The organism is Allobosea sp. P4_H5, assembly GCF_056400825.1.
Map to the genome: position 1 here is coordinate 65,391 of NZ_JBFUKM010000014.1, position 25,648 is coordinate 91,038.

A 25,648-nucleotide genomic window follows, 5' to 3' on the forward strand; every position below is an offset into this window, starting at 1 on the left:
GAGAGCCCTGCATGCGCGCCTTCTATCATCCCGACCAGTCCAAGCATGATCCGCAGCAATATATGCGCTTCGGCAAGATCGTGGCGCCCAAGGACCTGCCGGAACGGACCGAGCGGCTGCTCGGCGCGCTCGCCAAGCACGGCGTCGCGGCCGAGCGCCCGGCCGAGCATGGCACGGCGCCGATCCTTGCCGTTCATGACGAAGGCTTCGTCCGTTTTCTGGAGGGGCTTTGGCAGCGCTGGCTCGCTCTGCCCGAGCGTGGACCCGAGGCCTGGCCCAACACCTTCCCCTATTGGAGTGGCCGCACCGACGAGAATGTCCGTCCGCCCTGCCGGCCGACCGGGATCATGGGTCAGCTCGGCTGGTATCTCGGCGATCTCTCCGTGCCGGTCGGCGAGCATTGCTGGCTCTCGACCCTGCGCTCGGCCGAGACGGCGGTCTCCGGCGCCGACGCGGTTCTCGCGGGCGAGCGGGCCGTCTATTCGCTCTGCCGTCCCTCCGGCCATCACGCCCGCGCAGATCGCGCCACCGGCTTCTGCTATCTGAACAACAGCGCGATCGCCGCGCAGCGCCTGCGCTCGAAGTTCGGCAAGGTCGCGATCCTCGATGTCGACGCCCATCACGGCGACGGCACCCAGCAGATCTTCTATCGCCGCAACGACGTGCTGACGATCTCGGTCCATGCCGATCCGGCAGACTACTACCCCTTCTTCACCGGCTATGCAGACGAGCGCGGTAACGGGCCGGGCGAGGGCTTCAACCTCAACCTGCCGCTCGCCCATGGTGCCGGCGGCGCCGAGATGGAAGCGGCGGTCGACCGCGCCGGCCGCGCCATCCGCGAGTTCGGTGCGGAAGCCCTGGTGATCGCGCTCGGCTACGACGCCCACAAGGACGATCCGATCGGCGTGCTCAAGCTCGACGCCGCCGATTTCGGCACGATCGGCGCGAAGGTGAAGGCGCTCGGCCTGCCGACGCTGGTGGTGCAGGAAGGCGGCTATGCGATCGAGGCGATCGGCGATTGCCTCGATGCGTTCTTGGGTGGGTTCAAGGGATAGCTTCCTTCTCCCCTCGGGGGAGAAGGTGGCCCGGCGCAGCCGGGTCGGATGAGGGAAGGGCCGCGTAAGCGACCCTTTTCGTTCACCCAGTCATTCTGCCTTCATCCCCCTGCCGGGACCTTCTCCCCCGAGGCGAGAAGGGGCCTAGCTACTCTGCGGCCTCGCGACGCGGCAGCACCCAGTCCGGGCGGACCCAGTGGCAGGTATAGCCGGCCGGATAGCGCTCCAGATAATCCTGGTGCTCCGGCTCGGCCTCCCAGAAATCGCCTTCGGGCTTCACCTCGGTGGTCACGCGGCCGGGCCAACGTCCGGAGGCGTTCACCTCGGCGATTACCTCCTCGGCGATCTGCTTCTGCGTCTCGTCGACATAGTAGATGCCAGAGCGATAGCTGGTGCCGAGGTCGTTGCCCTGGCGGTTCAGCGTCGTCGGATCGTGGATCTGGAAGAAGAACTCCACCAGCTGCCGGTAGCCGATCTTGGCGGGATCGAAGGTGATCTCGATGCCCTCGGCATGGGTCCCGTGATTGCGATAGGTCGCATTCTTCACGTCGCCGCCGGTGTAGCCGACCCGGGTCGTCTCGACGCCGGGGAGCTTGCGGATCAGGTCCTGCATGCCCCAGAAGCAACCGCCTGCGAGTACAGCACGTTCTGTCATGTCAAACCTCCTTGATCCCGGCGAGATAAGCATCGAAGCCTGAGTTCGCCACATCATTGCATTGGCCTTAGGGGCTGCGCGAATCGCGGCTCGCGGCAGGCTACCAACTATGCGACGCTGGGTTGTGTTTTCCCGTTGACCTAGCGTGAGGGTAAGGTATCTCTCCTCCGTTGAAACTCTCCGGGGAGAAAAATGAGAGTTCTGATTTTGGCTGGTTGTTTTTCAGTCTTTGCCTTCGCTGCGGCCGAAGCCAAATGTTCACCGCCTGCGGGCTATCCATTTTTCCTGGATCAGAACGATACTGTGACCTATGTTCAGGTCGCGGATTCCAAGGGTTGTGGACACTTCTTTCGCTCGGGAGGCCAGGCAGCCTTTACGAGTGCAAGCATTGTTTCCTTTCCGAGAAACGGAAAGTTCGTGCAAACTGGTGCCTTCAATTTCAGCTACACGCCAAAATCCGGTTTCAAAGGGCTAGATACATACGCTGTCAAAGTCTGCGGGACGAACCGCGGCGGATCAGGTTGCTCGACAATCAACTATCAAACCACAATCGAATAAAATCGCCGCCGGATGTGGCGAGTTCGCGTTGCTTGCGCCCGGCGTTCTAACTGGGCGCAGGTGCCGACGTGGCTGACCTTCAGATCACGGCCTCGATCAGGAACGGTCCTTTCCGCCCAAGCGCCCCCTTGAACAGCCTGGCGAACTCCTCGGCCGTCGTGGCGCGGCCGGCTTCGACGCCCATGCCCTTCGCCATCGAGACCCAGTCGAGCGCCGGCTTGTCGATATTGAGCATCAGCTTGGCGTTGCGGCCGAAATCGTTGACGCCGACATTGCGCATCTCGCCATGCAGGATCGCATAGGTCCGGTTGGCGAAGACCACGGTGACGACGTCGAGATTCTCGCGCGCCTGCGTCCACAGGCCCTGCACTGTGTACATGCCGGAGCCGTCGGCCTGCATGCCGATGACCTTGCGATCGGGGCAGGCGACCGCCGCGCCGACACAAAGTGGAATGCCTTCGCCGATCGAGCCGCCGGTGAGCTGGATGTAGTCGTGCTGCGGCGCGCCATGGCAGTCATAGTAGAAGCTGCGGCCCGACGAGACCGACTCGTCGCAGATGATCGCGTTCTCCGGCAGGAGCCGCGCGACGATGGTGCAGACCTTGTCGGCGTCGAGCGTGCCGGTCGGCAGCGCGCTGTCGGTTTTCTGCGGTGCGGCGATGAAGGCGGGCGGCGTCGTCCGTGCGGAGAGTTCGTCGACCAGTGCCTCGATCGCACCCGGCAGGTCGTCGCCCTGCACGGCCAATTGCTCGACCTGGCAGTTCTCGTGCACCAGCCGGCCGGGCTTGCCGGGATAGGCGAAAAAGCCGACCGGCACCTGGGCACCGATCAGCACCAGCAGGTCGATGTCCTTGAGCTGCTGCAGCGCCATGTCGATCGGATAGAACACCTTCGGGATCGCGACACGGCCGGCGCCGCGCTCGATCCGCCCGTTCGACATCTGCGAGAAGATCTGCGCGCCGGTCGCGGCGCAGACGCGCGCGGCCATGTTCATCGGCCCCTCGCGTAGCGCCGAACCGGTCAGCATGATCGCCCCGCGCGAGCCGTGCTTGCGCAGCAGGCCAGCAACCGCGCGGATCTGGGCCGCATCGACCGGCTTGGGCGCGGGCACTGGCGTCCGCTTCAGCTCCGCCGGCTCGACGCTGCCCCAGGCGCAATCGGCCGGCAGGATCACGGTGGTGACGCCAGGCAAAGAGAGCGAGGCGGCATAGGCCTCGCCGATCGCCGGGCCGACATCCTCAGGCGAGGTGATGCGGCGCACGAACTGCGACATCGGCCGGGCCAGGCTCTCGATGTCGCTGGTCAGCGGCGCATCGTGCTGGAGATGATAGGTCGCATGGTCGCCGACCACGTTGATCATCGGCGTATAGGCGCGCCTGGCATTGTGCATGTTGGCGAGCGCGTTCGCCATGCCGGGCCCGCAATGCAGCAGCGTCGCCGCCGGCTTGTCGGCCATGCGGGCATAGCCGTCGGCCGCGCCGGTGACCACGCCCTCGAACAGGCCGAGCACGCAGCGCATCTGCGGCTTGCGGTCGAGCGCCGCGACGAAGTGCATTTCGGAGGTGCCGGGATTGGCGAAGCAGACATCGACATCGTTGACCAGCAGCGTGTCGCACAGGCGGTCGGCGCCATTCATCCGGGAAAACCTCTTCCATAGCCAAAGGCGCTTCGCGCCTGTCATGCCGAGGGGACGGGATCGCCGCGGGAGTGTCAAACAAGAGAATGTCATTGCTTTCCCAAGCGGCGGTGATCAGCGCGTGCTCCGCCCGGTCGGGGTCGGCCGGGTGAGCAGAGTTCGCGCAGAACCAACAAGCGCAGCGCCTTGACGGAATTGCATATGCATTTAACGTGATTTGGAACGAAGCTTGCTTTATGGGCGCGATCGGGCTGCGTTGGCCGGGGTGTCCGCTGCAGGCGGGAACAAGTGGGGAAGGGTTCGTCATGACTGGTTTGAAGCGTATCGGGATGCTGGCCGGGATCGGCCTTGCTGCCCTCATGATCGCCAGTGGCGCGCAGGCGCAGACCAAGGTCGCCATCGGCATTTCCGGCTGGACCGGCTTTGCGCCGCTGGTGCTCGCCAAGGAAGCCGGCATCTTCGCCAAGAACGGCCTCGACGTCACGATCCAGAAGATCCCGCAGAAGGACCGCCATCTCGCCATGGCCTCCGGAGCCATCCAGTGCGCCGCGACCACGGTCGAGACCTGGATCGTCTGGGATGCCGCCGGGATCAAGACCAAGCAGATCTTCCAGCTCGACAAGAGCTATGGCGCCGACGGCATGGCCGTGCGCGGCTCGACCAGCTCGATCAAGGACCTCAAGGGCAAGACGGTCGCGGCCTCTGCGCCCGGCACCTCGCCCTATTTCGCCCTCGCCTGGATCCTCAAGGAGAACGGCATGTCGGTGAAGGACGTCAGCGTCGTCAACATGGAGCCGGGCCCGGCCGCGCAGGCCTTCATCGCCGGCCAGAACGACGCCGCCATGACCTATGAGCCCTACCTCTCGGCCGTGCGCGAGAAGCCCGAGGCCGGCAAGATCATCGCCACCACGCTCGACTATCCGATGGTGATGGACACCTTCGGCTGCACGCCGAAATTCCTGGCCGAGAACGACGCGGCCGCCGTAGCACTCACCAAGAGCTATTTCGAGGCGCTGGAGCTGATCAAGGCCGATCAGGCCAAGGCCTATGGCATCATGGGCGCCGATGTGAAGCAGACCGGCGAGCAGTTCGGCAAGTCGGCCGGCTATCTGCGCTGGTCGGACTCTGCCGGCAACAAGGCGTTCTTCTCCGGCGAATGGCAGGCCTTCACCACCAAGGCGGCCGAGCTGCTGCTGGAGATCGGCCTGATCAAGGCCAAGCCCGACATCGCCACGCTGGTCGAGACCAAGTACGTCGCCGGCAAGTGATTGATGACGTCCTGCCGGATGTGCTGACCACCGGCCTGCATGTCGTGTTCTGCGGCACGCAGGCCGGGACGGTCTCCGCCCGGCGGGGCGCCTATTATGCCGGCCCCGGCAACAAGTTCTGGAAGACCCTGTTCGAGACCGGGCTGATCTCCAAGCCCCTCGGCTCAACGGATTTTCGGGAACTGCCGCGATACGGCATCGGCTTCACCGATGTCGCGAAGGGGACGTCCGGACCCGACACGGCGCTGATGCGGCACCATGTCGATAGCGCCGGCTTCCTGGCCAAGATTCGCAAGTACGCTCCGGCGATCGTCGCGTTCAACGGCAAGCGTGCTGCCCAGGCTGTGCTGGAAGAGGAGAGGGGACACAGGCTCGCCTATGGCCTCCAGCCGTCTCCCCTTGCAGGCAGCTGCGTCTTCATCCTGCCCTCTACCTCCGGGTCGGCCTCCGGCTTTTGGTCTATCGAGCCCTGGCGTGAACTCGCCGTCCTCGTGAAGGAAACAAGTTTCTGACGATGAAACCACTCCAGCCTGTCTCCGCCGGCGCCCGCGTCGGCTACGGCATCGCCTTCTTCGCGCTCTTCGTCGTCGTCTGGTCGATCGCGACCTTCGGCGGCTATGTGCAGAAGCTCTTCCTCGCCGATCCGCTGACCATGGTCGGCGAAGGCTGGAACCTGCTCGTCAATCACGGCTTCCTGTTCGATATCGGCATGACGATCTGGCGCGTGCTGGGCGGCTTCATCCTCGCCGTCATCTTCGCGCTGCCGCTCGGCATCCTGATGGGCGCCTACAAGCCGGTCGAGGCCTTCCTCGAGCCCTTCGTCTCCTTTGCGCGCTACCTGCCGGCCTCGGCCTTCATCCCGCTGCTGATCCTCTGGGCCGGCATCGGTGAGACGCAGAAGCTGCTCGTCATCTTCATCGGCTCGTTCTTCCAGCTCGTGCTGATGATCGCGGTCGCCGTCGGCGGCATCCGGCGCGATCTGGTCGATGCCGCCTATACGCTGGGCGCCAGCGATTCCTCCGTGGTGCGTCGCGTGCTCCTGCCCAATGCCGCGCCGGAGATCGCCGAGATCTTCCGTCTCGTCCTCGGCTGGGCTTGGACCTATGTCATCGTCGCGGAATTGATCGGCTCCTCCTCCGGCATCGGCCACATGATCACCGACAGCCAGGCGTTGCTGAACACCGGGCAGATCATCTTCGGCATCATCGTCATCGGCCTGATCGGGCTGGTCTCGGATTTCCTCTTCAAGGCGATCAATCAGCGCCTGTTTCCGTGGGCGCAAGCATGAGCAAGCTTCTGATCGACCAGGTCGGCAAGGTCTTCCCGGCCAGAGGCAAGGGCCAGCCGACGCGCGCGCTGATGCCGACCTCGCTGAATGTCGCCGACAACGACTTCATCACCATCCTCGGCCCCTCCGGCTGCGGGAAGTCGACGCTGCTGCGCATCATCGGCGGGCTGGAGACGGCGAGCGAAGGCAAGATCCTGCTCGATGGCGCCCCCGTCACCGGGCCGGGCGCCGATCGCGGCTTCGTCTTCCAGAGCTATACGCTCTTCCCCTGGCTGAGCGTGGTGCAGAACATCGCCTTCGGCCTGCGCGAGAAGGGCGTGGCGGAGCGCGAGCGGCTCGACATCGCTCGCAAGTGGGCCGAGCGCGTCGGCCTTGCCGGCTTCGTCGACCATTTCCCCAAGCAGCTTTCCGGGGGCATGCAGCAGCGCACCGCGATCGCCCGCGCCCTCGCCAACGATCCCAAGATCCTGCTGCTCGACGAGCCTTTCGGTGCGCTCGACAACCAGACCCGGGCGCTGATGCAGGAAATGCTGCTCGGCATCTGGGAGCGCGAGCAGAAGACCGTGCTCTTCGTCACCCACGACATCGAGGAGGCGATCTTCGTCGGCTCGCGCGTCGTGGTGATGAGCGCCCGGCCCGGCCGGATCAAGGCCGACATCCCGGTCGAGCTGCCGCATCCCCGGCCCTACACGATCAAGACCACGCCGGAGTTCGTCGCCCTGAAGGAGCGGCTGGTCGAGGAGATCCGGGTCGAGGCGGTGCTCGCGGCCGAGGGGCACTGACGGCCTGAAGACCGACTGCGGGCTTCAGCCCGCGGTCAGATGCGTGTGCAAGATCGAGAGGCCGAGCCCGATCAAAGCGAGGCCACCTGCGATCTCGGCCCAGCGTCCGAAGCGCGCGCCGACGAAGCGGCCCATCAGCATGCCGCCGGTCGACATCAGGAAGGTCGCGAGCCCGATCGCGGCCGCGACGATGGCGATGTTCACCTCCAGGAAGGCGAGCGAGACGCCGACCGCCATTGCATCGATGCTGGTGCCGATCGCGGTGGCGAGCAGCGTGGCGAGGCCGCGCTCGGGCTGCGCTTCCGCGTCCGTCCCGGCGCCCGATGACCGGATCGCGTGGATGACCATCCGGCCGCCGACGAAGGCGAGCAGCAAGAAGGCGATCCAGTGGTCGACCGCCGCGACATAGCGGCTTGCCGCCAGTCCCAGGGCCCAGCCGATCACCGGTGTCAGCGACTCGATCGCGCCGAAGACCAGCCCGGTGCGCATGGCTTCCGCGAGGCGTGCCTGGCGCAGTCTTGCACCGCGCCCGATCGAGGCGATGAAGGCGTCGATCGACATGCCGACGGCGAGAATGACGATGGCGGCGGGCGACATGGCTGTTTCCGTATCTTGGGTATCTGGTGTGCCGGGCTTGCTGCGCTGCAGCCGCCTCACGAGGCTGCTCCTAGTTTATTGACAATCAACAAGTCAAGAAAGTCATTTAATTTCAATATATTATAAATGAGAAGCAATAGCGTGAAGGAGGTGGCGACCTTGCGAACTACCAGCCGCACTGTGTTTCGACTCGTTCTAACCCGTTGACACCAGACCGGTATGGTGGTTGATGTCGAGAAAATTGGCCTGACCACATGGCCAAATCGATGCCGCGCAAAATGGGCGGTGCAGGGAAGGGTCCGGGAGCTGATGCCGCTCGCAGTCGTCGAGTCGCCACGTCTGTATCGGCAGATCGCCGATCAGTTGCGCCATCTCATCGACCAGCACGAATTCCCGGTCGGCAGCCGCCTGCCGCCCGAGCGCGAGCTCGCGGAGAAGCTCGGCGTCTCCCGCCCGTCCGTGCGCGAGGCGCTGATCGCGCTCGAAGTCGAGGGGCGCGTGCGCATCCGCATGGGCTCGGGCGTCTATGTCGTCGATCCCGCACAGGCCGCCGCGCATCTTGCCGGGGCCAGCTTTCCCGTCGAGGGGCCGTTCGAGGTTCTGGCGGCGCGCCGCCTGGTCGAGGGCGCGCTCGCCGCCGAGGCAGCAGGGCAGGCGACGCCCGCGCAACTGGCCGGGCTTGCCGGCATTCTCGACCAGATGGAGCAGCCCAGGCTGCCGGCGGAGCAACTGATCGCGCTCGACCGCGCCTTCCATGTCGAGATCGCCGCGATGCTGGGGAACACCGTGCTGGTGCGCTGCGTCGGCGAGCTCTTCGACCAGCGCATGAGCCCGTATTTCCGTCAGCTCGCGCAGTATTTCGAGAACGAGGAATCGTGGCGCTCGGCGGCGCGCGAGCACCGCGCCATCCACGCGGCACTCGCCAGCGGCGATCGCGATGCGGCGCGCGCGGCGATGTACGCCCATCTCCAGGCCTCGCAGGAGCGCTTTTCGCAGAGCTTCGGTGACGTCGACCTCAAGCGGGCAGGCGAGCGTCAGCGCCGGCCGCGCCCGATCAAATGACGCAAGGCCAGACCCTATTCGTGACCTTCAGGGAGGACAGACGATGAAATTGCACTACGCCCTTGCCGCGCTCGCCGCCGGCGCTCTCTTCGCCGGCGCCCCGGCGCAGGCCCAGATCAAGCTGAAATGGGCCCATGTCTACGAGACCTCCGAGCCCTTCCACACCGAGTCGGTCTGGGCCGCCGAGGAGATCAAGAAGCGCAGCAACGGCAAATACGAGATCACGGTCTATCCGGCTTCGCAGCTCGGCAAGGAGACCGACATCAACCAGGGCCTGACGCTCGGGACGGTCGACATGATCATCTCGGGCTCGAGCTTCGCCGCCCGCGCCTATCCGCCGATCGGCGTGACCTATTATCCCTTCATCTTCCGTGGCCCGGATCATCTCCTCGCCTATGTGAAGAGCGACGTCTTCAAGGAGATGGCCAAGGGCTATGAGGAGAAGAGCGGCCACCAGATCCTGGCCGTGACCTATTACGGCACGCGCCACACCACCTCGAACAAGCCGATCAAGACCTGCGCCGACATGAAGGGCCTGAAGATCCGCGTGCCCGACGTGCCGGCCTATCTCGCCATGCCGCGCGCCTGCGGCGCCAACACCACGCCGATCGCTTTCGCCGAGGTTTATCTCGCGCTGCAGAACGGTACCGTCGAGGCGCAGGAAAACCCGCTCAACACCATCGACGCCAAGAAGTTCTACGAGGTGCAGAAGCACATCGTGCTGACCGGTCACATCGTCGACCATCTCAACACGGTCGTCTCGAAGCAGCTCTGGGCCAAGCTCTCGCCCGAGGATCGCAAGCTCTTCACCGACGTCGCCCAGGAGGCGGCGACGCGCGCCACCAAGAAGATCCAGGATGACGAGGTGAAGCTCGTCCAGGTCTTCAAGGACAAGGGCCTCTCGGTCACCGAGATCGACAAGGCCGACTTCCTCGCCGCCGTCCAGAAGAACGTCAGCTTCGAGCAGTACGGCTACCGCAAGGCCGACTGGGAGCGCATCCAGGCGATCAAGTGACGCCGCAGCGGGCCGGCCTCGTGCCGGCCGGTCCGCCTGTCTTCGCCAGAGCGGAAGAAGCCATGACCACGACGCCGGAAGTCCATACCCAAGTCACCAGCGAGGAGATCGCCCACGTCTTCGACGAGGCGCCGCCGCCGGCCGATCTCTCCGGCTACGGCATCGAGGACTGGGTGACGCTCGCCGCCTTCTGGCTGATGGTCGCCTGCGTCGTGGCGCAGTTCTTCACCCGCTACGTCCTCAATGACAGCTTCGCCTGGACCGAGGAGATCGCGATCTACGCGCTGATCGTCGTCGTCTTTCTCGGTTCCTCGCTCTGCGTACGTGCCTCCAGGCACATCCAGGTCGACTTCCTTTACCGCTATCTCTCGCACGGCGCTGGCCGGGCGCTCTCGACCGTGGTGGACATCATCCGCATCGGCTTCTTCGCCTATGGCACAGTGCTGGTGCATCGCTATGCCGAGCTCATCCCCGACGAGATGATGACGACGATCCAGTTCCCGAAATCGCCGGTGTTCTACGCCGTCGTCATCGCCTTCGCGCTGATGACGCTGCGCTCGATCCAGGTCGCCTGGCAGAACTGGCGGAGCGGCTACTCCGTGCTGGAGCGTCCCTCGGCCTTCGACGGCTCGGAGGCCTGACCCATGCTGATCCTGCTCGGAAGCTTCCTTGGCCTGATGGTGCTCGGCGTGCCCGTGGCCATCTCGATGGCCGTTGCCTCGCTCGCCTTCATCATCGTCTCTGGCACCGTGCCGGACGTGATCCTGGCGCAGCGCATGATCGCCGGCGTCGAGAGCTTCCCGCTGCTCGCCGTGCCGTTCTTCATCCTTGCCGGCAACCTGATGAACATCGCCGGCGTCACCGGCCGGATCTATTCCTTCGCCGTCGCCCTCGTCGGCTGGATGCGTGGCGGTCTAGCCCAGGTCAACATCATCGGCTCGGTGATCTTCTCCGGCATGTCGGGCACTGCGATCGCGGACGCCGCCGGTATCGGCACGATCGAGATCAAGGCGATGAAGGACCATGGCTATTCGGCCGAGGTCGCCGTTGGCGTCACCGCGGCTTCCGCCACGCTCGGGCCGATCATCCCGCCATCCTTGCCGTTCGTGATCTACGGCATGATGGCGAACACCTCGATCGGCGCGCTCTTCCTCGGCGGCGTCATCCCCGGCGTGGTGATGACGCTGTTCATGATGCTCACCGTCGCGATCTTCGCCCGCATCTACAAATGGGGCGCGGACACCAAGTTCTCGCTGCGCGAGCTCGGCTCGGCCGGCATCGAGGTGCTGGTCGTGATGGGCTTCCCGCTGCTGGCCTATCTCCTGGTCTTCGCAGGGCTCGATCCCAACCTCGCCATCGGCATCGCGCTCGCCGTGCTGCTGGCCATGGACTATTATTTCAACTTCTCGGCAGTGATGGCGCTGATGACGCCGGTCATCCTGATCGGCGGCATGACCATGGGCTGGTTCACCCCGACCGAGGCCGCCGCTGCGGCGGTGATCTGGTCGCTCTTCCTCGGCCTGGTGCGCTACCGCTCGATGACCATGCGCAGCCTGACCAAGGCGACCTTCGACACGATCGAGACCACGGCCTCGGTGCTGTTCATCGTCACCGCCGCCTCGATCTTCGCCTGGCTGCTGACGGTGTCGCAGACAGCGCAACTGCTCTCCGACCTGATCCTCGGCTTCACCCAGAACAAATGGGTGTTCCTGATCCTGGTCAATCTGCTGCTGCTCTTCATCGGCTGCTTCCTCGACACCATCGCAGCGATCACCATCGTCGTGCCGATCCTGCTGCCGATCGCGCTCAAGCTCGGCATCGACCCGATTCATTTCGGCCTGATCCTGACGCTCAACCTGATGATCGGATTGCTGCACCCACCGCTCGGCATGGTGCTGTTCGTGCTCTCGCGCGTCGCCAAGCTCTCGGTCGAGCGCACCACCATGGCGATCCTGCCCTGGCTGATCCCGCTCTTCGCAGCGCTGATCGCGATCACCTTCATCCCCGAGCTGACGCTCTGGCTGCCGCGTACCATGGGCATGATCAGATAGGGCCCGGACGGGGGGCGGGCTGGCAAAAATGGGTCGCCGCCCCCATTTTTCCTGTCAGGAGGCTGACAGCCGCATGCGGCGGGCGTGGATCGGCTCTGCGCCGAACCCACTGTTACGCTGCCGCGGGTGATTGCCATCTTTGATGGCGAAGGGGCACTGCCGTGAGGTGGCGCCATGCGCAGTCTGATCATGAATATGTTGTCCCGGCTCATTTGCGAGCCGCGGGTTGATGTCGTGTTCGCCGATGGAACGCTCCATTCGGCCGGGCGAGGGTCGGCGCCCACAATCAAGTTGCGTATTGCCGACCGTGAGACCGAGTTCAAGTTGGCGCTCGATCCCGAGCTCGCCTTGGGCGAGGCGGTGATGGATGGCCGTGTCATCGTCGAGCGCGGTACGATCTACCAATTGCTCGAAACCCTGATCCGTGGCCTGTCGCGACAGCCGCCGTCGGCTTTCGCCGGAACTCTGACCAAGCTGCGCACGGCTGTGCGACGGCTGAAGCAGCACAACACTCCCGCCTGGGCCAAGCGCAACGTCCATCACCATTACGACCTGAAGAGCGAGTTCTTCCGGCTCTTCCTCGATGCCGATCAGCAGTATTCCTGTGCCTTCTTCGAGCATCCAGGCGCGACGCTGGAAGAAGCGCAGGCCGCCAAGAAGCGCCGCATCACGGCGAAGCTGGCGCTGAAGCCGGGCCAGCGCGTGCTCGACATCGGCTCCGGCTGGGGCGGGCTCGGCCTCTCGATTGCACGCGAGACTGGGGCGAACGTCACCGGCATCACCCTCTCGGAGGAGCAGCTGGCGGCTTCGAGCAAGCGGGCCGAGGAATCCGGGCTGCCGGTCGAGTTCCGCCTGCAAGACTACCGTGCCGTGCCCGAGCGTTTCGACCGCGTCGTCTCGGTCGGCATGTTCGAGCATGTCGGCGTCGGCTATTATCGCGACTACTTCCGCAAGGTCCGCGAATTGCTCGAAGATGACGGCGTCGCGCTGATCCACACGATCGGCCGCAGCACGCCGCCGGGCGCGACCAACCCGTTCATTGCCAAGTACATCTTCCCCGGCGGCTATATTCCGGCGCTATCGGAAGTCACGGCGGCGGTGGAGCAGGAAGGGCTGATCGTCACTGATGTCGAGGTGCTGCGCCTGCACTATGCCGAGACGCTGAAGGCCTGGCGTGAGCGCTTCCTCGCTCATCGCCAGGAAGCGGTCGCGATGTATGACGAGCGCTTCGCGCGGATGTGGGAGTTCTATCTCGCCGCGTCTGAGGCGAGCTTCCGCCATGACGGCCTGGTTGTCTTCCAGCTCCAGCTTGCCAAGCGCCTCGGCACGCTGCCGATGACACGGGACTATATGAGCGAGAAGGCGCAGGTGCCCGGCGCGATCGACCGGCTGCCTGACAGCACGATTGAGCTGCTGCAATGCCCCCGCTAGGCTTCGGCCCGGCGGGGGAGCCAGCGGAGGTCGATCGTGCGATCATCGATGATTGCGCTCGCGGTGGCGGCGCAGATGTCTACTCTTCCGGCGCTTGCCCAGGAGCGTCAGTCACACGACGAGTTCTTCTGGCTCGGCGAGATCAACAAGGCCACGGCCGTGATCAACACGGATGAGGGCCTGCTCGACAAGGCGCTGGCGCCGCGCATCGCGGGCGGTCTGTCCAAGGTTCTAAGCGACGGCGCTAAGCCGGGAGGCAAGCGACCTTCGACCGTGATCAGCTTCGAGCCGCTGCTGATCGCGGCTGGCGGGCAGGAAGTCACGCTCCTGCACGCCGGCCGCTCCAGCCAGGACATGCATGCGACCTACCGTGCCGCGATCCTGCGCGACGACATGTTGGCGCTCGCCGACCAGCTCAATCGCACCACGGCGACGCTGGTCGCGCTGGCGGAGACGCATGCGGCGACGATCGTGCCGAACTACACCAACGGCGTCGCGGCCCAGCCGAACAGCCTCGGCCACACCCTGCTCGGCCATGCCGCCGGCCTCGAGCGCGACGCCCAGCGCATCCGCGAGGCCTATGCCCGGATCGACCGCTCGGCGATGGGCACGACCGTGCTCAACGGCACGAGCTGGCCGCTCAACCGCAAGCGCATGGCCGATTATCTCGGCTTCGCGGCGCTCGTCGACAACGCCTATGACGCCGGCCAGATCTCTTCGGCCGAACACCCGGTCGAGGCCGGCGCGATCGTCACCAGCATTGCCCTCCATGCCGGCGCCTTCGTCGAGGACGTCATGACGCAATACGCTTTCGCGCGACCCTGGATGCTGCTGCAGGAGGGCGACGGCAATACCTATGTCTCCAGCGCCATGCCGCAGAAGCGCAATCCCGGCCTGCTCAACACCACGCGCCAGCAGGCCTCGACCGCGCTCTCGCTCGCAATGGGGGCAGCAATCCAGGCCCACAACATCACCCCTGGCATGAGCGATCCGAAGGATGTCAGACCCAACAGCGCGATGGTGAAGAGCGCGGTCACCGTGCTCGCCAACTGGGATCGCATACTGAAGGGGCTGGTGATCAGCCCCGCGCGGGCGCTGGAGGAGCTCAACAGCGACTGGACCGCTTCGCAGGAACTAGCCGACCTCCTGATGCGCAAATACAGGCTGCCCTTCCGCGTCGGCCACCACTTTGCCTCCGAGGTCGTCACCCACGCCAAGGATCACGACATCAGGCCGCTCGATTTCCCCTATGCCGAGGCGCAGCGGATCTATGCCGCGGCGGTCAAGGGTACGGATTATCCGGCGGAGCTCCCGATCAGCGAGATCGAGTTCCGCGCCGCACTCGACCCCGTCGCGATCGTGCGCAGCCGTGCGACCGTCGGCGGCCCGCAGCCGGCCGAGATGGAGCGGATGCTGGCGACGGCCAAGGCCCGGGTCGCGGAACAGGGTGCCTGGATCAAGGAGCGGCGCGAGCGCATCGCGGCCTCGCTCGCCAGGCTCGACAAGGATTTCGAGACGCTGCAGGCCAAGGCGCCGTAGGAGCCGTTGGTCTTGTGCCGTCAGCGGCGCATCATGATAAAGCCGCCGCGCATGGTCTCGAACCAGCGCGTGGTGCGCACCACGTAGTGCCCGCCATCCGGGTCCATCACCCGCACATTGCCGGCCTCGAGATCGAGGCGGTGGATCAGGATCGAATGAGTGAAGGTGCCGACCGAATACGCGCAGAAGACATAGCTGCGTGACAGGTTCTGCGTGAGATAGGTGACCGCGTTGCGGCTTTCGACGCCCGCCCAATGCAGCTGAAAGACTTGGGCGAACAGCGGAATCTTGGCCCAGGGGGTAATGCCGCCTGTGGGTCCTTCACCGAAGCGGCGTATCAGCGGATTCTGGCTCTGGTTGGGAAACGATCCCTCGGCGCGCGACCAGCTTTCCAGCGACGCGGCCCAGCAGCTATCGGACAGGCGCTGAGCGACCCTCGGCGGGCTAGGGCGGGTTACTGCCAGGACAGTCATAGCCGCAAATCCCTCGAATTGTTCCGAACACATTTTTGGCAGGTTCTGGAGCAAAGTCGCATCTTCCATTTGTTTCACTCGCCTTAGGTCGCAATCGCGCGACCGCCAGCAGCTTGCGGCCGGCGGAGATGGGGCGGATGCTGGAGGCCGCCAAGGCCGGATCGCGGAGCAGGGCGCCTGGATCAAGGCGCGGCACGAACGGGTCGCGGTCTCGTCGCTCGCACGCCACTCTCAGGCGGGCGCTGGCCCGACATAGCGGGCGCGCGGGCGGATCAGCCGGCCGGTCTCGTTCTGCTCCAGCGCATGGGCGAGCCAGCCGGTGCAGCGCGCCGCAGCGAAGATCTGGAACGGGGCTGTCTCCGGCAAGGCGAGTTTGGCTGCCAGCGCCGACAGCGCGAAGTCGATGTTCGGCTCTTCCCCCGTCAACATCGCGATGGCGGCCTGCGCACGTTGATAGGTCGGCGGAGGCCCGAAGGCTGCGAACAGGGCTCGCGCCCGTGGGTCACCGTTGGGATAGAGTGGATGGCCGAAGCCGGGCAGCTTGGCGCCGGCCTCCAGCCTTGCCGCCAGTGCAGCCTCCAGCCCATCGCGCTCGATGTCCCGCATCAGTGCGAGCACACGCGGCGCGACACCACCATGCGAGGGCCCTGAGAGCGTTGCGAGCCCCGCCAGCGCGCAGGCGGCGAGCGAGGCGCCGGTCGAGGCGGTGACGCGGGCAGCGAAGGTCGAGGCGTTGAGCTCGTGGTCTGCGAGCAGGACGAGGGCTCGCCGGATCGGCTCGGCGCCTTCGGCTTCGCAGCCCCACGCCCGGGCCAACCGGGCATGGATCGGCCCTTCGCCCGGCCCACCGGCGATGGCGTCGACCAGCGTGTCGAGCACGGCGGCGGCTTCGAGATAGAGCGCCTTCTTGGCACGCCCGACCATTGGTCGGTCGGTCGCGGTCCGCGCCGCGATCACCGCGAAGACGCGCGCCAATGGCTCGCCCGGCGGCACGATCGTCGCCAAAGGCGGGAAGCGCTGCGTGCCGCAATCCCAGAGCAGGCGCGCGACGTCCTCGAGTTTGGCGCTCTCGGCGAGGCGCGTGGCATCCTGCCCCCGATACCAGAGGCCGCCGCGCTCGATCGTGGTGATGCTGGAAGACAGCACCGGCTCGCCATAGGCGATGGCATCCTCGGCGATTGCGGCCGGGCGCCGGCCACGCGCCTTGCGATGCTCCAGCCGGGCGACGTCCTCGGCCCGGTAGAGGCTGCGGCGCGAATCCTCGCCGTCGCCGCGCGCTTCGATCAGCCCGCGGCTGACATAGGCGTAGAGCGTCTGCGGCTTAAGGCCGAGTCGCGCCATCGCCTCCTGTGCCGTCAACCAGTCCTGCATCGCCTCTCCCTCAGATATATTGATTATATTGTTCAAGATTGATTGTTGCAATGCGGGAGCCGATTTTCGAGACGAACGCTTTTGAGGAGTTCCTGACATGTCCGATGGTCTCGATGACGTCGTCGCCGCCCATACCGTGCTCTCCGAGGTCGATGGTGCTGCCGGCCGCCTGGTGATCCGCGGCCACAGCCTGGCCGAGCTCGCCGGCCGTACCAGCTTCGAGGAGATGGCGGCGCTGATGTTCGACGATTTGCTGCCCGGCCTGCCGCGAAGCAATGAATTGCCGGCCGCGCTCGGCAAGGCGCGCACCGATCTCTTCGGCATCGTCGAACGCACCGCGCTCTCGGCCGATCTCGGGCCGGTCGAGGTAATCCGCGCCTGGACGGCACAGATTGCTGACGGCGAGGGAGCTGACACCGCGCTGAAGCTGCTCGCCGCTCCGGCCGTCTTCACCGCTGCCGCAGTCCGCAAGCACCGCGGGCTTGCTCCGATCGCCCCTGATCCGGCGCTGTCACAGGCGGCCGACACGCTGCGGATGCTGCACGGCGAAGCGCCGACCGCAGCCCAGGCCGCGGCGCTCGACACCTATCTCGTCACCGTCGCCGATCACGGTCTCAACGCCTCGACCTTCGCCGCGCGCGTCGTCGCTTCGACGCGGGCCGGGCTGGTCTCGGCGGTGCTCGCCGGCATCAGTGCGCTCAAGGGCCCGCTGCATGGCGGCGCGCCGGGGCCGGTGATCGAGATGCTCGACGCGATCGGCGAGCCGGCCAATGCCCGCCCATGGCTGGAGGCGGCACTGGATCGCGGCGACCGGTTGATGGGTTTCGGTCATCGCATCTATCGTGTCCGCGACCCGCGTGCCGATGCGCTGAAGCAGGCGATTGCCAAGCTCGGCGCCGATGCCGGGCGCCTGCGCCATGCCGAGGCGGTCGAGCAGGCGGCGCTCGCCATCCTGCGCGAGCGCAAGCCCGGCCGCTCGCTCGAAACCAATGTCGAGTTCTATACGGCGCTGCTGCTGGAGGCGCTCGGCTTCCCGCCCGAGGCCTTCACCTGCGTCTTCGCGCTCGGCCGCACCACCGGCTGGCTCGCCCATGCCCGCGAACAGATCGAGACCGGCCGACTGATCCGGCCGCAATCGGTCTATGTCGGCCCGCAGCCGAGGCAGGCGGCTTGAGTGTCACGGCGGGATCCCCTCTCCTGTAAGGAGAGGGGTAGGGGTGAGGTGTAGGCACTCAGACCAGCGTCGCGAACGCTGACCGCGCGGTTAGGCGGGGGGCTCGCGATATCTCTCCCGAACACCTCACCCTGCCCTCTCCTTTCAGGAGAGGGTTCCCCGCGCCTCCATCGCCAGCCAAACGGCATAAAGCTGCGCTTCACCACCGCTCACGGTAAGTTCGACACGCCCTGGCGCATCCAGGACCGCGCTGTCGCCGGCGGGCAGCGCCGCGCCGTTCGCGAGCCAGTCACCTTTGCGGGCGACCAGCACCAGCAGGCCCTCGCTCGCAGTGAGTGAGTCTGCGCCCGACAAGCGCTCGACCCGGTGCCGCCAGCGGCCGCGCCGGCTCATCACATTGAGATCGTCGATCGGACCGTCCACCAGCAGCCCGTCGACCGCCCGATCGGCGGCAAAGGGGTAGGGCGCGCTCGTGCGATCGAGCCTGGCGCGCTCACCATCGCCGAAGGCCAGGGTGATGCCGGCCCCGGTCAGCACCGACAATGTCCGGCCGATGCCGGGGAAGGACGAGAACGGCCCATCCTGCCCGACATGGGCCATGCTGATGCGCCAGTCGAAAGCATCAAGCGAGGCGCCTTCGGGCGCGACCGCAATCTCGGTGGTCGTGCCGCCGCCGTTCTTCCACGGCATGACCAGGCAGTCAGCGGCGCGAATGATGCGCATGGAACGGTCCTTCGAATTCAAGCGGCCACCTTGTCATTCCGGGGCGCCCGAAGGGCGAACCTGGAACCTACGACGGGGTATAACGTGAGGGTCCGGTCGGGCTCTCCCAGTCGTGGGTTCCGGGTTCTCCGCTGGCGCGGAACCCCGGAATGACACGTGGGTTCAGCCCAGGATGCCAGGCAGATTCAGCCCCTTCTCCCGGGCGCAGTCGAGCGCGATGTCGTAGCCGGCATCGGCATGGCGCATCACGCCGGTCGCCGGGTCGTTCCAGAGCACGCGCAACAGGCGGGCGGCTGCGTCATCGGTGCCGTCGGCGCAGATCACGACGCCCGAATGCTGCGAGAAGCCCATCCCGACGCCGCCGCCATGATGCAGCGAGACCCAGGTCGCGCCGGACGCCGTGTTGAGCAGGGCGTTGAGCAGCGGCCAGTCGGAGACCGCGTCCGAGCCGTCCTTCATCGCTTCCGTCTCGCGGTTCGGCGAGGCGACCGAGCCGGAATCGAGATGGTCGCGGCCGATCACGACCGGCGCCTTGAGCTCGCCGTTCCTGACCATCTCATTGAAGGCGAGGCCGAGCCGGTGGCGGTCGCCGAGGCCGACCCAGCAGATGCGCGCCGGCACGCCCTGGAACGAGATGCGCTCGCGTGCCATGTCGAGCCAGTTGTGCAGGTGCTTGTTGTCTGGGAGCAGCTCCTTCACCTTGGCGTCGGTCTTGTAGATGTCCTCCGGGTCGCCCGACAGGGCGGCCCAGCGGAACGGGCCGATGCCGCGGCAGAACAGCGGGCGGATATAGGCCGGTACGAAACCCGGGAAGGCGAAGGCGTTCTCCAGCCCCTCATCCTTGGCGATCTGGCGGATGTTGTTGCCGTAGTCGAAGGTCGGGATGCCCATGTCCTGGAAGGCGATCATCGCCTCGACATGCTCGCGCATCGAGGCGCGGGCCGCCTTCTCCACCGACTTCGGATTGCCCTCGCGCGCCTGCCTCCACTGGCCCATGGTCCAGCCCTTCGGCAGGTAGCCGTTGACCGGGTCATGCGCTGAGGTCTGGTCGGTGACCATGTCGGGACGGATGCCGCGGCGGACCATCTCGGGCAGGATCTCGGCGCAGTTGCCGAGCAGGCCGACCGACTTCGCCTCGCCGTTCTTCGTCCAGCGCTCGATCATCGCCAACGCCTCGTCGAGCGTCTCGGCCTTCTCGTCGAGATAGCGGGTGCGCAGGCGGAAATCGATCGAGTCCGGGTTGCACTCGACGGCGAGGCAGGAGGCCCCAGCCATCACCGCGGCGAGAGGCTGGGCGCCGCCCATGCCGCCGAGGCCGCCGGTCAGCACCCATTTGCCCTTCAGGCTGCCGCCATAGTGCTGGCGCCCGGCCTCGACGAAGGTCTCGTAGGTACCCTGCACGATGCCTTGCGTGCCGATATAGATCCAGGAGCCGGCCGTCATCTGGCCGTACATCGCGAGCCCCTTCTTATCGAGCTCGTTGAAATGGTCCCAGTTCGCCCAGTGCGGCACGAGGTTGGAATTGGCGATCAGGACGCGCGGCGCATCCTTGTGCGTGCGGAACACGCCGACCGGCTTGCCGGACTGGACAAGCAGGGTCTCGTCGGCCTCGAGCTGGCGCAGGGCCGCGACGATGCGGTCGAAATCCTCCCAGGTGCGTGCGGCGCGACCGATGCCGCCATAGACCACGAGCTCCTGCGGGTTCTCGGCGACGTCTGGATGCAGGTTGTTCATCAGCATGCGCAGCGGCGCTTCGGTCAGCCAGCTCTTGGCACTGAGCTCGGTGCCGGTGGCGGGGCGGATGACGCGAGTATTGTCCAGGCGGGTCATGGCTTGCTCCGTTCGAGCTGGGCGGCGGCGGCGAGCGCGGCCTCGATCATGGCGGAAAGGGTGGCTTGCAGGCTGGCGGCTTTGGCGGGGGCAAAGGTCCAGGGCGCCGCTTCGTCGTCGAGATAGGCGGAGAGCGCGATCTCCATCTGGAGCGCGTGCGCGTGCTCGGCCGGGCGGCCGTAATGCCGGGTGATCCAGCCACCCTTGAAGCGGCCGTTGACGACCTGCGTGAAGGCGCTGCCGGCCATCGCAGCGGTCGCGGCGGCTTCGACGGCGGGCGCGGCGCTCGCGCCGGAGTTCGTGCCGAGGTTCAATGTCGGCAGCGTGCCCGGGAACAGGCGCGGGATCACCGATCTGATCGAATGGCAGTCCCAGAGCAGGCAGAAGCCGTACTGGGCCGTGGCATATGCGATCTCGGCGGCGAGGGCGTCGTGATAGGGCTGGAAGTAAGCCTCACGCCGGCGGGCGATCTCCGCTTCGTCGGGATTGGTCTGCCAGATCGGCGCGCCATCGAAGGTGGTGATCGGCACCAGCTCGGTCGTCGCCTGGCCGGGATAGAGCGAGACGCCGGCCGGGTCGCGGTTGAGATCGATGACGAAGCGCGAGAGCCCGGCCTCGACGATCGTCGGCTGGAAGCGCTCGGCGAAGCCGTAGAGCTGGCGCATATGCCAGTCGGTGTCCTCGACCAGCTTTCCGCGCGCATTGAGCTGCGCCGCGATTTCGGCCGGCAGGCCGGTGCCGGGATGCGGCATCGAGAGGACGAGCGGCGAGGACCCGCGCGTGATGGAGACGACCCTGGTGCTCATGCCGAGAGCTCAGCGAAGCTGTCGACGCCGGCGGCCTTGCCGAGCGCGCCCGAGAGCACCAGCTCTGTCGCCGCTGCGAGATCGGGCGCGAGGTAGCGGTCCTCGGTCAGCGGCGCGATCTTGCCCCGGATCAGCGCCAGCACCGGCTCGAGGCGCGGCGAGGTCTTCAGCGGGCGATGATGCTCGATCGCCTCGGCGGCCGCCATCAACTCGACCGCGATGATGCTCGCTGCGTTCTTCGCCATCTCGATCAGGCGGAAGGCGCCATGCGTCGCCATCGAGACATGGTCTTCCTGGTTGGCCGAGGTCGGGATGGTGTCGACCGAAGCGGGATAGGCCCGCTGCTTGTTCTCGGAGGCCAGCGCTGCGGCGGTCACCTGCGCGATCATGAAGCCGGAGTTGAGGCCGGCATCGCGGGCGAGGAAGGGCGGCAGGCCGCTCATGACGGGGTCGACCAGCAGGGCGATCCGGCGCTCGGCGAGGTTGCCGATCTCGCAGACGCCCATCGCCAGCATGTCGGCGGCGAAGGCGACCGGTTCGGCGTGGAAGTTGCCGCCCGAGACGATCTCGCCCGGTCCCAGCACCAGCGGGTTGTCGGTGACGGCATTGGCCTCGATCGCGAGCGTCGCCGCTGCATTGCCGAGGAGATCGCGCACCGCGCCCATCACCTGCGGCTGGCAGCGTAGCGAATAGGGGTCCTGCACCTTGCTGTCGCCGAAGCGATGGCTCTCGCGGATCTCGCTGCTGGCGATGAGGTCGAGGAGCAGCGCCGCGACCTTGATCTGGCCAGGCTGGCCGCGCAGCGCCTGGATGCGCGGATCGAACGGCGTGTCCGAACCCTTCAGCGCATCGACCGAGAGCGCGCCGGCGATCAGCGCCGCATCGAAGACGCGGGCGACGCTGGCGAGGCCGGTCAGCGCCAGCGAGGCCGAGACCTGCGTGCCGTTGATCAGTGCGAGGCCTTCCTTGGCGCCGAGCGCCAGAGGCGCCTGGCCGATGCGCTTCAGGGCCTCGGCGGCCGGCAGGACTTCGCCCTTGAGGCGGATTTCACCGACGCCCATCAGCGCGGCGGTGAGATGGGCGAGCGGGGCGAGGTCGCCGGAGGCGCCGACCGAGCCCTTGGCCGGCACCACCGGCAGCGCGCCGGCTTTCAGCGCGCCGACAAGCGCCTCGACCACGACGGGGCGTACGCCGGAGGCGCCGCGCGCCAGGCTCGCCGCCTTCATCGCGAGGATCAGCGCGACGACCTCGTCCGGCAAGGCAGGGCCGGTGCCGACCGCATGCGAGAGGATGAGATTGCGCTGCAACTTGGCGAGATCGCTGTCGGCGATGCGGACGCTGGCGAGCTTGCCGAAGCCGGTATTGACGCCATAGGTCACGGTGCCGGCGGCGACGATGTCGTCGACGATCGCCTGGGCGCCGGCGATCGCGCCGGTCTCGGTCAAGGCGACGGTGGCGCCGTCGATGACGTGGCGCCAGTCGGCGAGGCGGGCCTTGCCGGGGGTGAGCGAGAGCGTGGTCATTGTCCGTTCCGGATGCGGGTGTAAAGCGGGTTGAAGCCAATGCGGTAGGCGAGTTCGGCCGGGCGCTCGATCTCCCAGATCGCGAGATCGCAGGCCTTGCCGGCCTCCAGCGTGCCGATCTCGTCCTGAAGGCCGAGGGCCAGCGCGGCGTTGCGGGTCATTCCGGCCAGCGCCTCCTCCGGCGTCAGCCGGAACAGGGTGCAGCCCATGTTCATGGTCAGCAGTGGCGAGGTCAGCGGCGAGGTGCCGGGATTGGCATCGGTGGCAAGCGCGATCGGCACGCCATGCTGGCGCAGCAATTCGATCGGCGGCTTCACCGTCTCGCGCAGGAAGTAGAAGGCGCCGGGCAGCACGACGGCGACGGTGCCGGCCTTGGCCATGGCGATCACGCCGGCTTCGTCGAGATGCTCGAGATGGTCGGCCGAGAGCGCGCCGAAGCCGGCGGCCAGCGCCGCGCCGCCGAGATTCGAGAGCTGCTCGGCATGGATCTTGACGGCCAGGCCCTTCGCTTTCGCCGCGGTGAAGACGCGGGCCGTCTCCTCCGGCGAGAAGGCGATGCCCTCGCAGAACACGTCGACGGCGTCGGCGAGGTTCTGCTCGGCGATGGCATCGAGCATCGGGCCGCAGACGAGGTCGATATAATCGCCCGAACGGCCCTTGAACTCGGCCGGTACGGCATGGGCGCCGAGGAAGGTGGTCTGCACGCCGACCGGGCGCTCGCGCCCGAGGCGGCGGGCGACTGCCAGGACCTTCACCTCGCTGTCGACATCGAGCCCGTAGCCCGACTTGATCTCGACGGTGGTGACGCCCTCGGCGATCAGGGCGGACAAGCGCTTGTCCGCGCTGGCGAAGAGCTCGTCCTCGCTCGCCGCACGCGTCGCCTTGACGCTGGAGACGATGCCGCCACCGGCGCGGGCGATCTCCTCATAGCTCGCGCCCTTCAGGCGCAGTTCGAACTCGTTGGCGCGGTCGCCGCCATAGACAAGATGGGTATGGCAATCGATCAGCCCGGGCGTGATCCAGCGGCCCTCGCAGTCGATCACCTCGGCCTGGCCGAGGCTCGAGACCTCACTGCTCGGGCCTGCGAAGACGATGCGGCCATTGCGGGCGATGACGATGCCGTCCTCGATCGCGCCATAGGGTGTGCCCGTATCGGCCACCATGGTCGCGAGCCGGGCATTGGTCCACACTCGGTGGCTGGGGGAAGGAGTCGCCGCCACGTCGCTTCCTCTCGACTTCGTCTGCTTTCAGATTATGCTAGACAATTGCATATGCAAATAGCAAGCTCCATTTGCATATGCAAATGAAAAAAGGACAGCCCGCGTGACCGGAACCGCGACCCTGCATCTCGCCCAGGCGCTCCTGCCCGAGGGCTTCGCCGAGAACGTTACGCTGACGCTCGATCATGGAGTGATCATGTCGGTCGCAGCGGGGCAGGCGGCTCCTGCGGGCGCGACACGGCTCGCCGGGCTTGCGCTTCCGGGCCTGCCCAACCTGCACAGCCACACCTTCCAGCGCGGCATGGCCGGCCTGGCGGAGCGTCGCGGCGCCTCCGAGGATTCATTCTGGACCTGGCGCGAGGTGATGTACCGCTTCCTCGACCGGCTCAGCCCCGACGATGTTCAGGCGGTGGCGGCGCAGGCCATGGTCGAGATGCTGGAAGGCGGCTTCACGGCGCTCGCCGAGTTCCACTACCTCCATCACGACAAGGACGGCACCGCCTATGCCGACATCGCCACCATGGGCGGGGCGATCGCGGCGGCGGCTGAGGAAACCGGCATCGGCCTGACCTTGCTGCCGGTGCTCTATCGCTACGGCAATTTCGGCAAGGCGCCGGCCGCGCCCGGCCAGCGCCGCTTCCTCAACGACCGCGATGCCTATGCGCGCCTGATCGAAGGCAGCGAGAAGGCCGTCGCCGGCCTCCCCGATGCCCGCGTCGGCATGGCACCCCATTCGCTGCGCGCGGTGGCGCTCGAAGACCTCAACTGGGTCGCGGAGCTGCGCAAGGATGTGCCCTTGCACATCCACGTCGCCGAGCAGACCCGCGAGGTCGAAGACAGCCTCGCCATCACCGGCCGCCGCCCGGTCGAGCTTCTCATGCAGAACACCGCGGTGAACGAGCGCTGGTGCCTGATCCATGCGACGCATCTCAGCGATGCCGAGCGCGACGCCATGGCCCTCTCCGGTGCGGTCGCGGGTCTCTGCCCGATCACCGAGGCCAATCTCGGCGACGGCATCTTCGACGGCGTTCGCTACCGGGCGAAGGGTGGGCGCATCGGCGTCGGCAGCGATTCCAATGTCGAGATCGGTGCCGGCGGCGAATTGCGCGTGCTCGAATATTCGCAGCGCCTGCGCGACCGGCGCCGCGCGCTCTGGGCAGAGCCTGGCATCTCGGCGGGCTTGAGGCTCTGGCAGGATGCCTGCGCCGGCGGCGCCCAGGCCTGCGGCCGCAGCATCGGCGCGATCGCCGTCGGCCATTGCGCCGATCTCGTCACCCTCGATGTCGAACATCCCGCAATCGTCGGCAAGGCCGGCGACTTCGCGCTCGACAGCGCGATCTTCGCCGCCGCGGCCTTGCCGGTCGCGGAGGTGATCGTCGGTGGAAAGCCTGTGGTCAGCGGTGGCCGGCACATTGACCGCGCCCGCATCGCTGCCCGCTATGGCCAGGTGATCCGCACTCTCCTCAGCTGAACCCGCGCGCTTTCCGTTCTGCCGGCCTCGGCCGAACGGAAAGAATTCGCGCAAAATCAAAAGGATAAGCAAGTTCTGATCGCAAAAGTGGTTCCCACTTTTGCGGAACGTGCTTAGAGG

24 protein-coding genes are annotated in these 25,648 nt (G+C 66.5%); 14 read left to right on the top strand and 10 right to left on the bottom strand.

The features are described 5' to 3' along the window. Positions 1-11 precede the first annotated feature (11 nt). Positions 12-1,055, top strand: a complete 1,044-nt coding sequence (locus tag AC1DS0_RS25180) for a histone deacetylase family protein (RefSeq protein ID WP_476816962.1) — start codon at positions 12-14, stop codon at positions 1,053-1,055. Positions 1,056-1,203: 148 nt separating this feature from the next. Here the strand turns inward: AC1DS0_RS25180 and msrA are convergent, their stop codons facing one another. Then, positions 1,204-1,710 carry a peptide-methionine (S)-S-oxide reductase MsrA gene (gene msrA / locus AC1DS0_RS25185; RefSeq protein ID WP_476816963.1) on the bottom strand — a complete coding sequence of 169 codons (507 nt, stop codon included), beginning with the start codon at positions 1,708-1,710 and terminating at the stop codon, positions 1,204-1,206. A gap of 192 nt (positions 1,711-1,902) precedes the next feature. On the opposite strand from msrA, the gene AC1DS0_RS25190 reads away from it, so the two are divergent. After that, positions 1,903-2,268 (top strand): hypothetical protein, encoded by a 366-nt coding sequence (locus AC1DS0_RS25190; protein WP_476816964.1) that lies wholly within the window; start codon positions 1,903-1,905, stop codon positions 2,266-2,268. A 79-nt stretch (positions 2,269-2,347) separates the two neighbouring features. Here the strand turns inward: AC1DS0_RS25190 and AC1DS0_RS25195 are convergent, their stop codons facing one another. Beyond that, positions 2,348-3,904 carry an acetolactate synthase large subunit gene (locus AC1DS0_RS25195; protein WP_476816965.1) on the bottom strand — a complete coding sequence of 519 codons (1,557 nt, stop codon included), beginning with the start codon at positions 3,902-3,904 and terminating at the stop codon, positions 2,348-2,350. A 329-nt stretch (positions 3,905-4,233) separates the two neighbouring features. Between AC1DS0_RS25195 and AC1DS0_RS25200 the strand changes: the two genes are divergently transcribed. The 4 genes from AC1DS0_RS25200 to AC1DS0_RS25215 are packed head-to-tail and all read left to right on the top strand — an operon-like array spanning position 4,234 to position 7,242. Beyond that, positions 4,234-5,172: an ABC transporter substrate-binding protein gene (locus AC1DS0_RS25200; protein WP_476817066.1), complete on the top strand. Its 939-nt coding sequence runs from the start codon at positions 4,234-4,236 to the stop codon at positions 5,170-5,172. Further along, positions 5,169-5,684 (top strand): mismatch-specific DNA-glycosylase, encoded by a 516-nt coding sequence (locus AC1DS0_RS25205; protein WP_476816966.1) that lies wholly within the window; start codon positions 5,169-5,171, stop codon positions 5,682-5,684. The genes AC1DS0_RS25200 and AC1DS0_RS25205 overlap by 4 nt, the downstream gene beginning before the upstream one ends. A 2-nt stretch (positions 5,685-5,686) precedes the next feature. Next, complete coding sequence (locus AC1DS0_RS25210) at positions 5,687-6,460, top strand: ABC transporter permease (RefSeq protein ID WP_476816967.1); 774 nt, start codon at positions 5,687-5,689, stop codon at positions 6,458-6,460. Further along, complete coding sequence (locus AC1DS0_RS25215; protein WP_476816968.1) at positions 6,457-7,242, top strand: ABC transporter ATP-binding protein; 786 nt, start codon at positions 6,457-6,459, stop codon at positions 7,240-7,242. The genes AC1DS0_RS25210 and AC1DS0_RS25215 overlap by 4 nt, the downstream gene beginning before the upstream one ends. A gap of 24 nt (positions 7,243-7,266) precedes the next feature. Here the strand turns inward: AC1DS0_RS25215 and mntP are convergent, their stop codons facing one another. After that, positions 7,267-7,839, bottom strand: a complete 573-nt coding sequence (gene mntP, locus AC1DS0_RS25220; protein ID WP_476816969.1) for a manganese efflux pump MntP — start codon at positions 7,837-7,839, stop codon at positions 7,267-7,269. Positions 7,840-8,148: 309 nt separating this feature from the next. Here mntP and AC1DS0_RS25225 point away from each other — a divergent pair, with 309 nt between their 5' ends. From AC1DS0_RS25225 to AC1DS0_RS25250, 6 genes are all read left to right on the top strand, one after another. Continuing rightward, entirely contained in the window at positions 8,149-8,901 is a 753-nt protein-coding gene (locus AC1DS0_RS25225) for a FadR/GntR family transcriptional regulator (protein WP_476816970.1), read from the top strand. A 43-nt stretch (positions 8,902-8,944) separates the two neighbouring features. Then, a complete protein-coding gene (locus tag AC1DS0_RS25230) occupies positions 8,945-9,916 on the top strand; it encodes a sialic acid TRAP transporter substrate-binding protein SiaP (RefSeq protein ID WP_476816971.1) in 972 nt (323 codons plus the stop codon). 62 nt (positions 9,917-9,978) lie between these two features. Continuing rightward, positions 9,979-10,557, top strand: a complete 579-nt coding sequence (locus tag AC1DS0_RS25235) for a TRAP transporter small permease (protein ID WP_476816972.1) — start codon at positions 9,979-9,981, stop codon at positions 10,555-10,557. A gap of 3 nt (positions 10,558-10,560) precedes the next feature. Beyond that, positions 10,561-11,967 (top strand): TRAP transporter large permease, encoded by a 1,407-nt coding sequence (locus AC1DS0_RS25240; RefSeq protein WP_476816973.1) that lies wholly within the window; start codon positions 10,561-10,563, stop codon positions 11,965-11,967. 195 nt (positions 11,968-12,162) lie between these two features. Then, positions 12,163-13,398: a class I SAM-dependent methyltransferase gene (locus AC1DS0_RS25245; protein ID WP_476817067.1), complete on the top strand. Its 1,236-nt coding sequence runs from the start codon at positions 12,163-12,165 to the stop codon at positions 13,396-13,398. 75 nt (positions 13,399-13,473) lie between these two features. Beyond that, positions 13,474-14,937, top strand: a complete 1,464-nt coding sequence (locus AC1DS0_RS25250) for a lyase family protein (RefSeq protein WP_476816974.1) — start codon at positions 13,474-13,476, stop codon at positions 14,935-14,937. A 20-nt stretch (positions 14,938-14,957) separates the two neighbouring features. Here the strand turns inward: AC1DS0_RS25250 and AC1DS0_RS25255 are convergent, their stop codons facing one another. Further along, on the bottom strand, positions 14,958-15,479 hold the full coding sequence (locus tag AC1DS0_RS25255; protein WP_476816975.1) for a hypothetical protein: 522 nt from the start codon (positions 15,477-15,479) through the stop codon (positions 14,958-14,960). A 162-nt stretch (positions 15,480-15,641) separates the two neighbouring features. After that, complete coding sequence (locus AC1DS0_RS25260) at positions 15,642-16,781, bottom strand: citrate synthase family protein (protein ID WP_476816976.1); 1,140 nt, start codon at positions 16,779-16,781, stop codon at positions 15,642-15,644. Positions 16,782-16,878: 97 nt separating this feature from the next. Between AC1DS0_RS25260 and AC1DS0_RS25265 the strand changes: the two genes are divergently transcribed. Next, complete coding sequence (locus AC1DS0_RS25265) at positions 16,879-17,955, top strand: citrate synthase/methylcitrate synthase (protein ID WP_476816977.1); 1,077 nt, start codon at positions 16,879-16,881, stop codon at positions 17,953-17,955. Between the two features lie 144 nt (positions 17,956-18,099). On the opposite strand, the gene AC1DS0_RS25270 is transcribed toward AC1DS0_RS25265, so the two are convergent. The 5 genes from AC1DS0_RS25270 to hutI all read right to left on the bottom strand — a co-directional run bounded on the left by AC1DS0_RS25270 (position 18,100) and on the right by hutI (position 24,000). Further along, the gene (locus tag AC1DS0_RS25270; RefSeq protein ID WP_476816978.1) at positions 18,100-18,678 is read right to left on the bottom strand and encodes a HutD/Ves family protein; all 579 of its coding nucleotides are present in this window, start codon (positions 18,676-18,678) and stop codon (positions 18,100-18,102) included. A 162-nt stretch (positions 18,679-18,840) separates the two neighbouring features. Continuing rightward, entirely contained in the window at positions 18,841-20,508 is a 1,668-nt protein-coding gene (hutU, locus tag AC1DS0_RS25275; protein ID WP_476816979.1) for a urocanate hydratase, read from the bottom strand. Further along, a complete protein-coding gene (hutG, locus tag AC1DS0_RS25280) occupies positions 20,505-21,314 on the bottom strand; it encodes an N-formylglutamate deformylase (RefSeq protein WP_476816980.1) in 810 nt (269 codons plus the stop codon). The genes hutU and hutG overlap by 4 nt, the downstream gene beginning before the upstream one ends. Then, positions 21,311-22,837 carry a histidine ammonia-lyase gene (hutH, locus tag AC1DS0_RS25285; RefSeq protein ID WP_476816981.1) on the bottom strand — a complete coding sequence of 509 codons (1,527 nt, stop codon included), beginning with the start codon at positions 22,835-22,837 and terminating at the stop codon, positions 21,311-21,313. Before hutH ends, hutG begins: the two co-directional genes overlap by 4 nt. Next, positions 22,834-24,000 (bottom strand): imidazolonepropionase, encoded by a 1,167-nt coding sequence (gene hutI, locus AC1DS0_RS25290; protein WP_476817068.1) that lies wholly within the window; start codon positions 23,998-24,000, stop codon positions 22,834-22,836. The genes hutH and hutI overlap by 4 nt, the downstream gene beginning before the upstream one ends. A gap of 160 nt (positions 24,001-24,160) precedes the next feature. Between hutI and AC1DS0_RS25295 the strand changes: the two genes are divergently transcribed. Then, positions 24,161-25,528 (top strand): formimidoylglutamate deiminase, encoded by a 1,368-nt coding sequence (locus AC1DS0_RS25295; protein ID WP_476816982.1) that lies wholly within the window; start codon positions 24,161-24,163, stop codon positions 25,526-25,528. Positions 25,529-25,648: the final 120 nt, after the last annotated feature.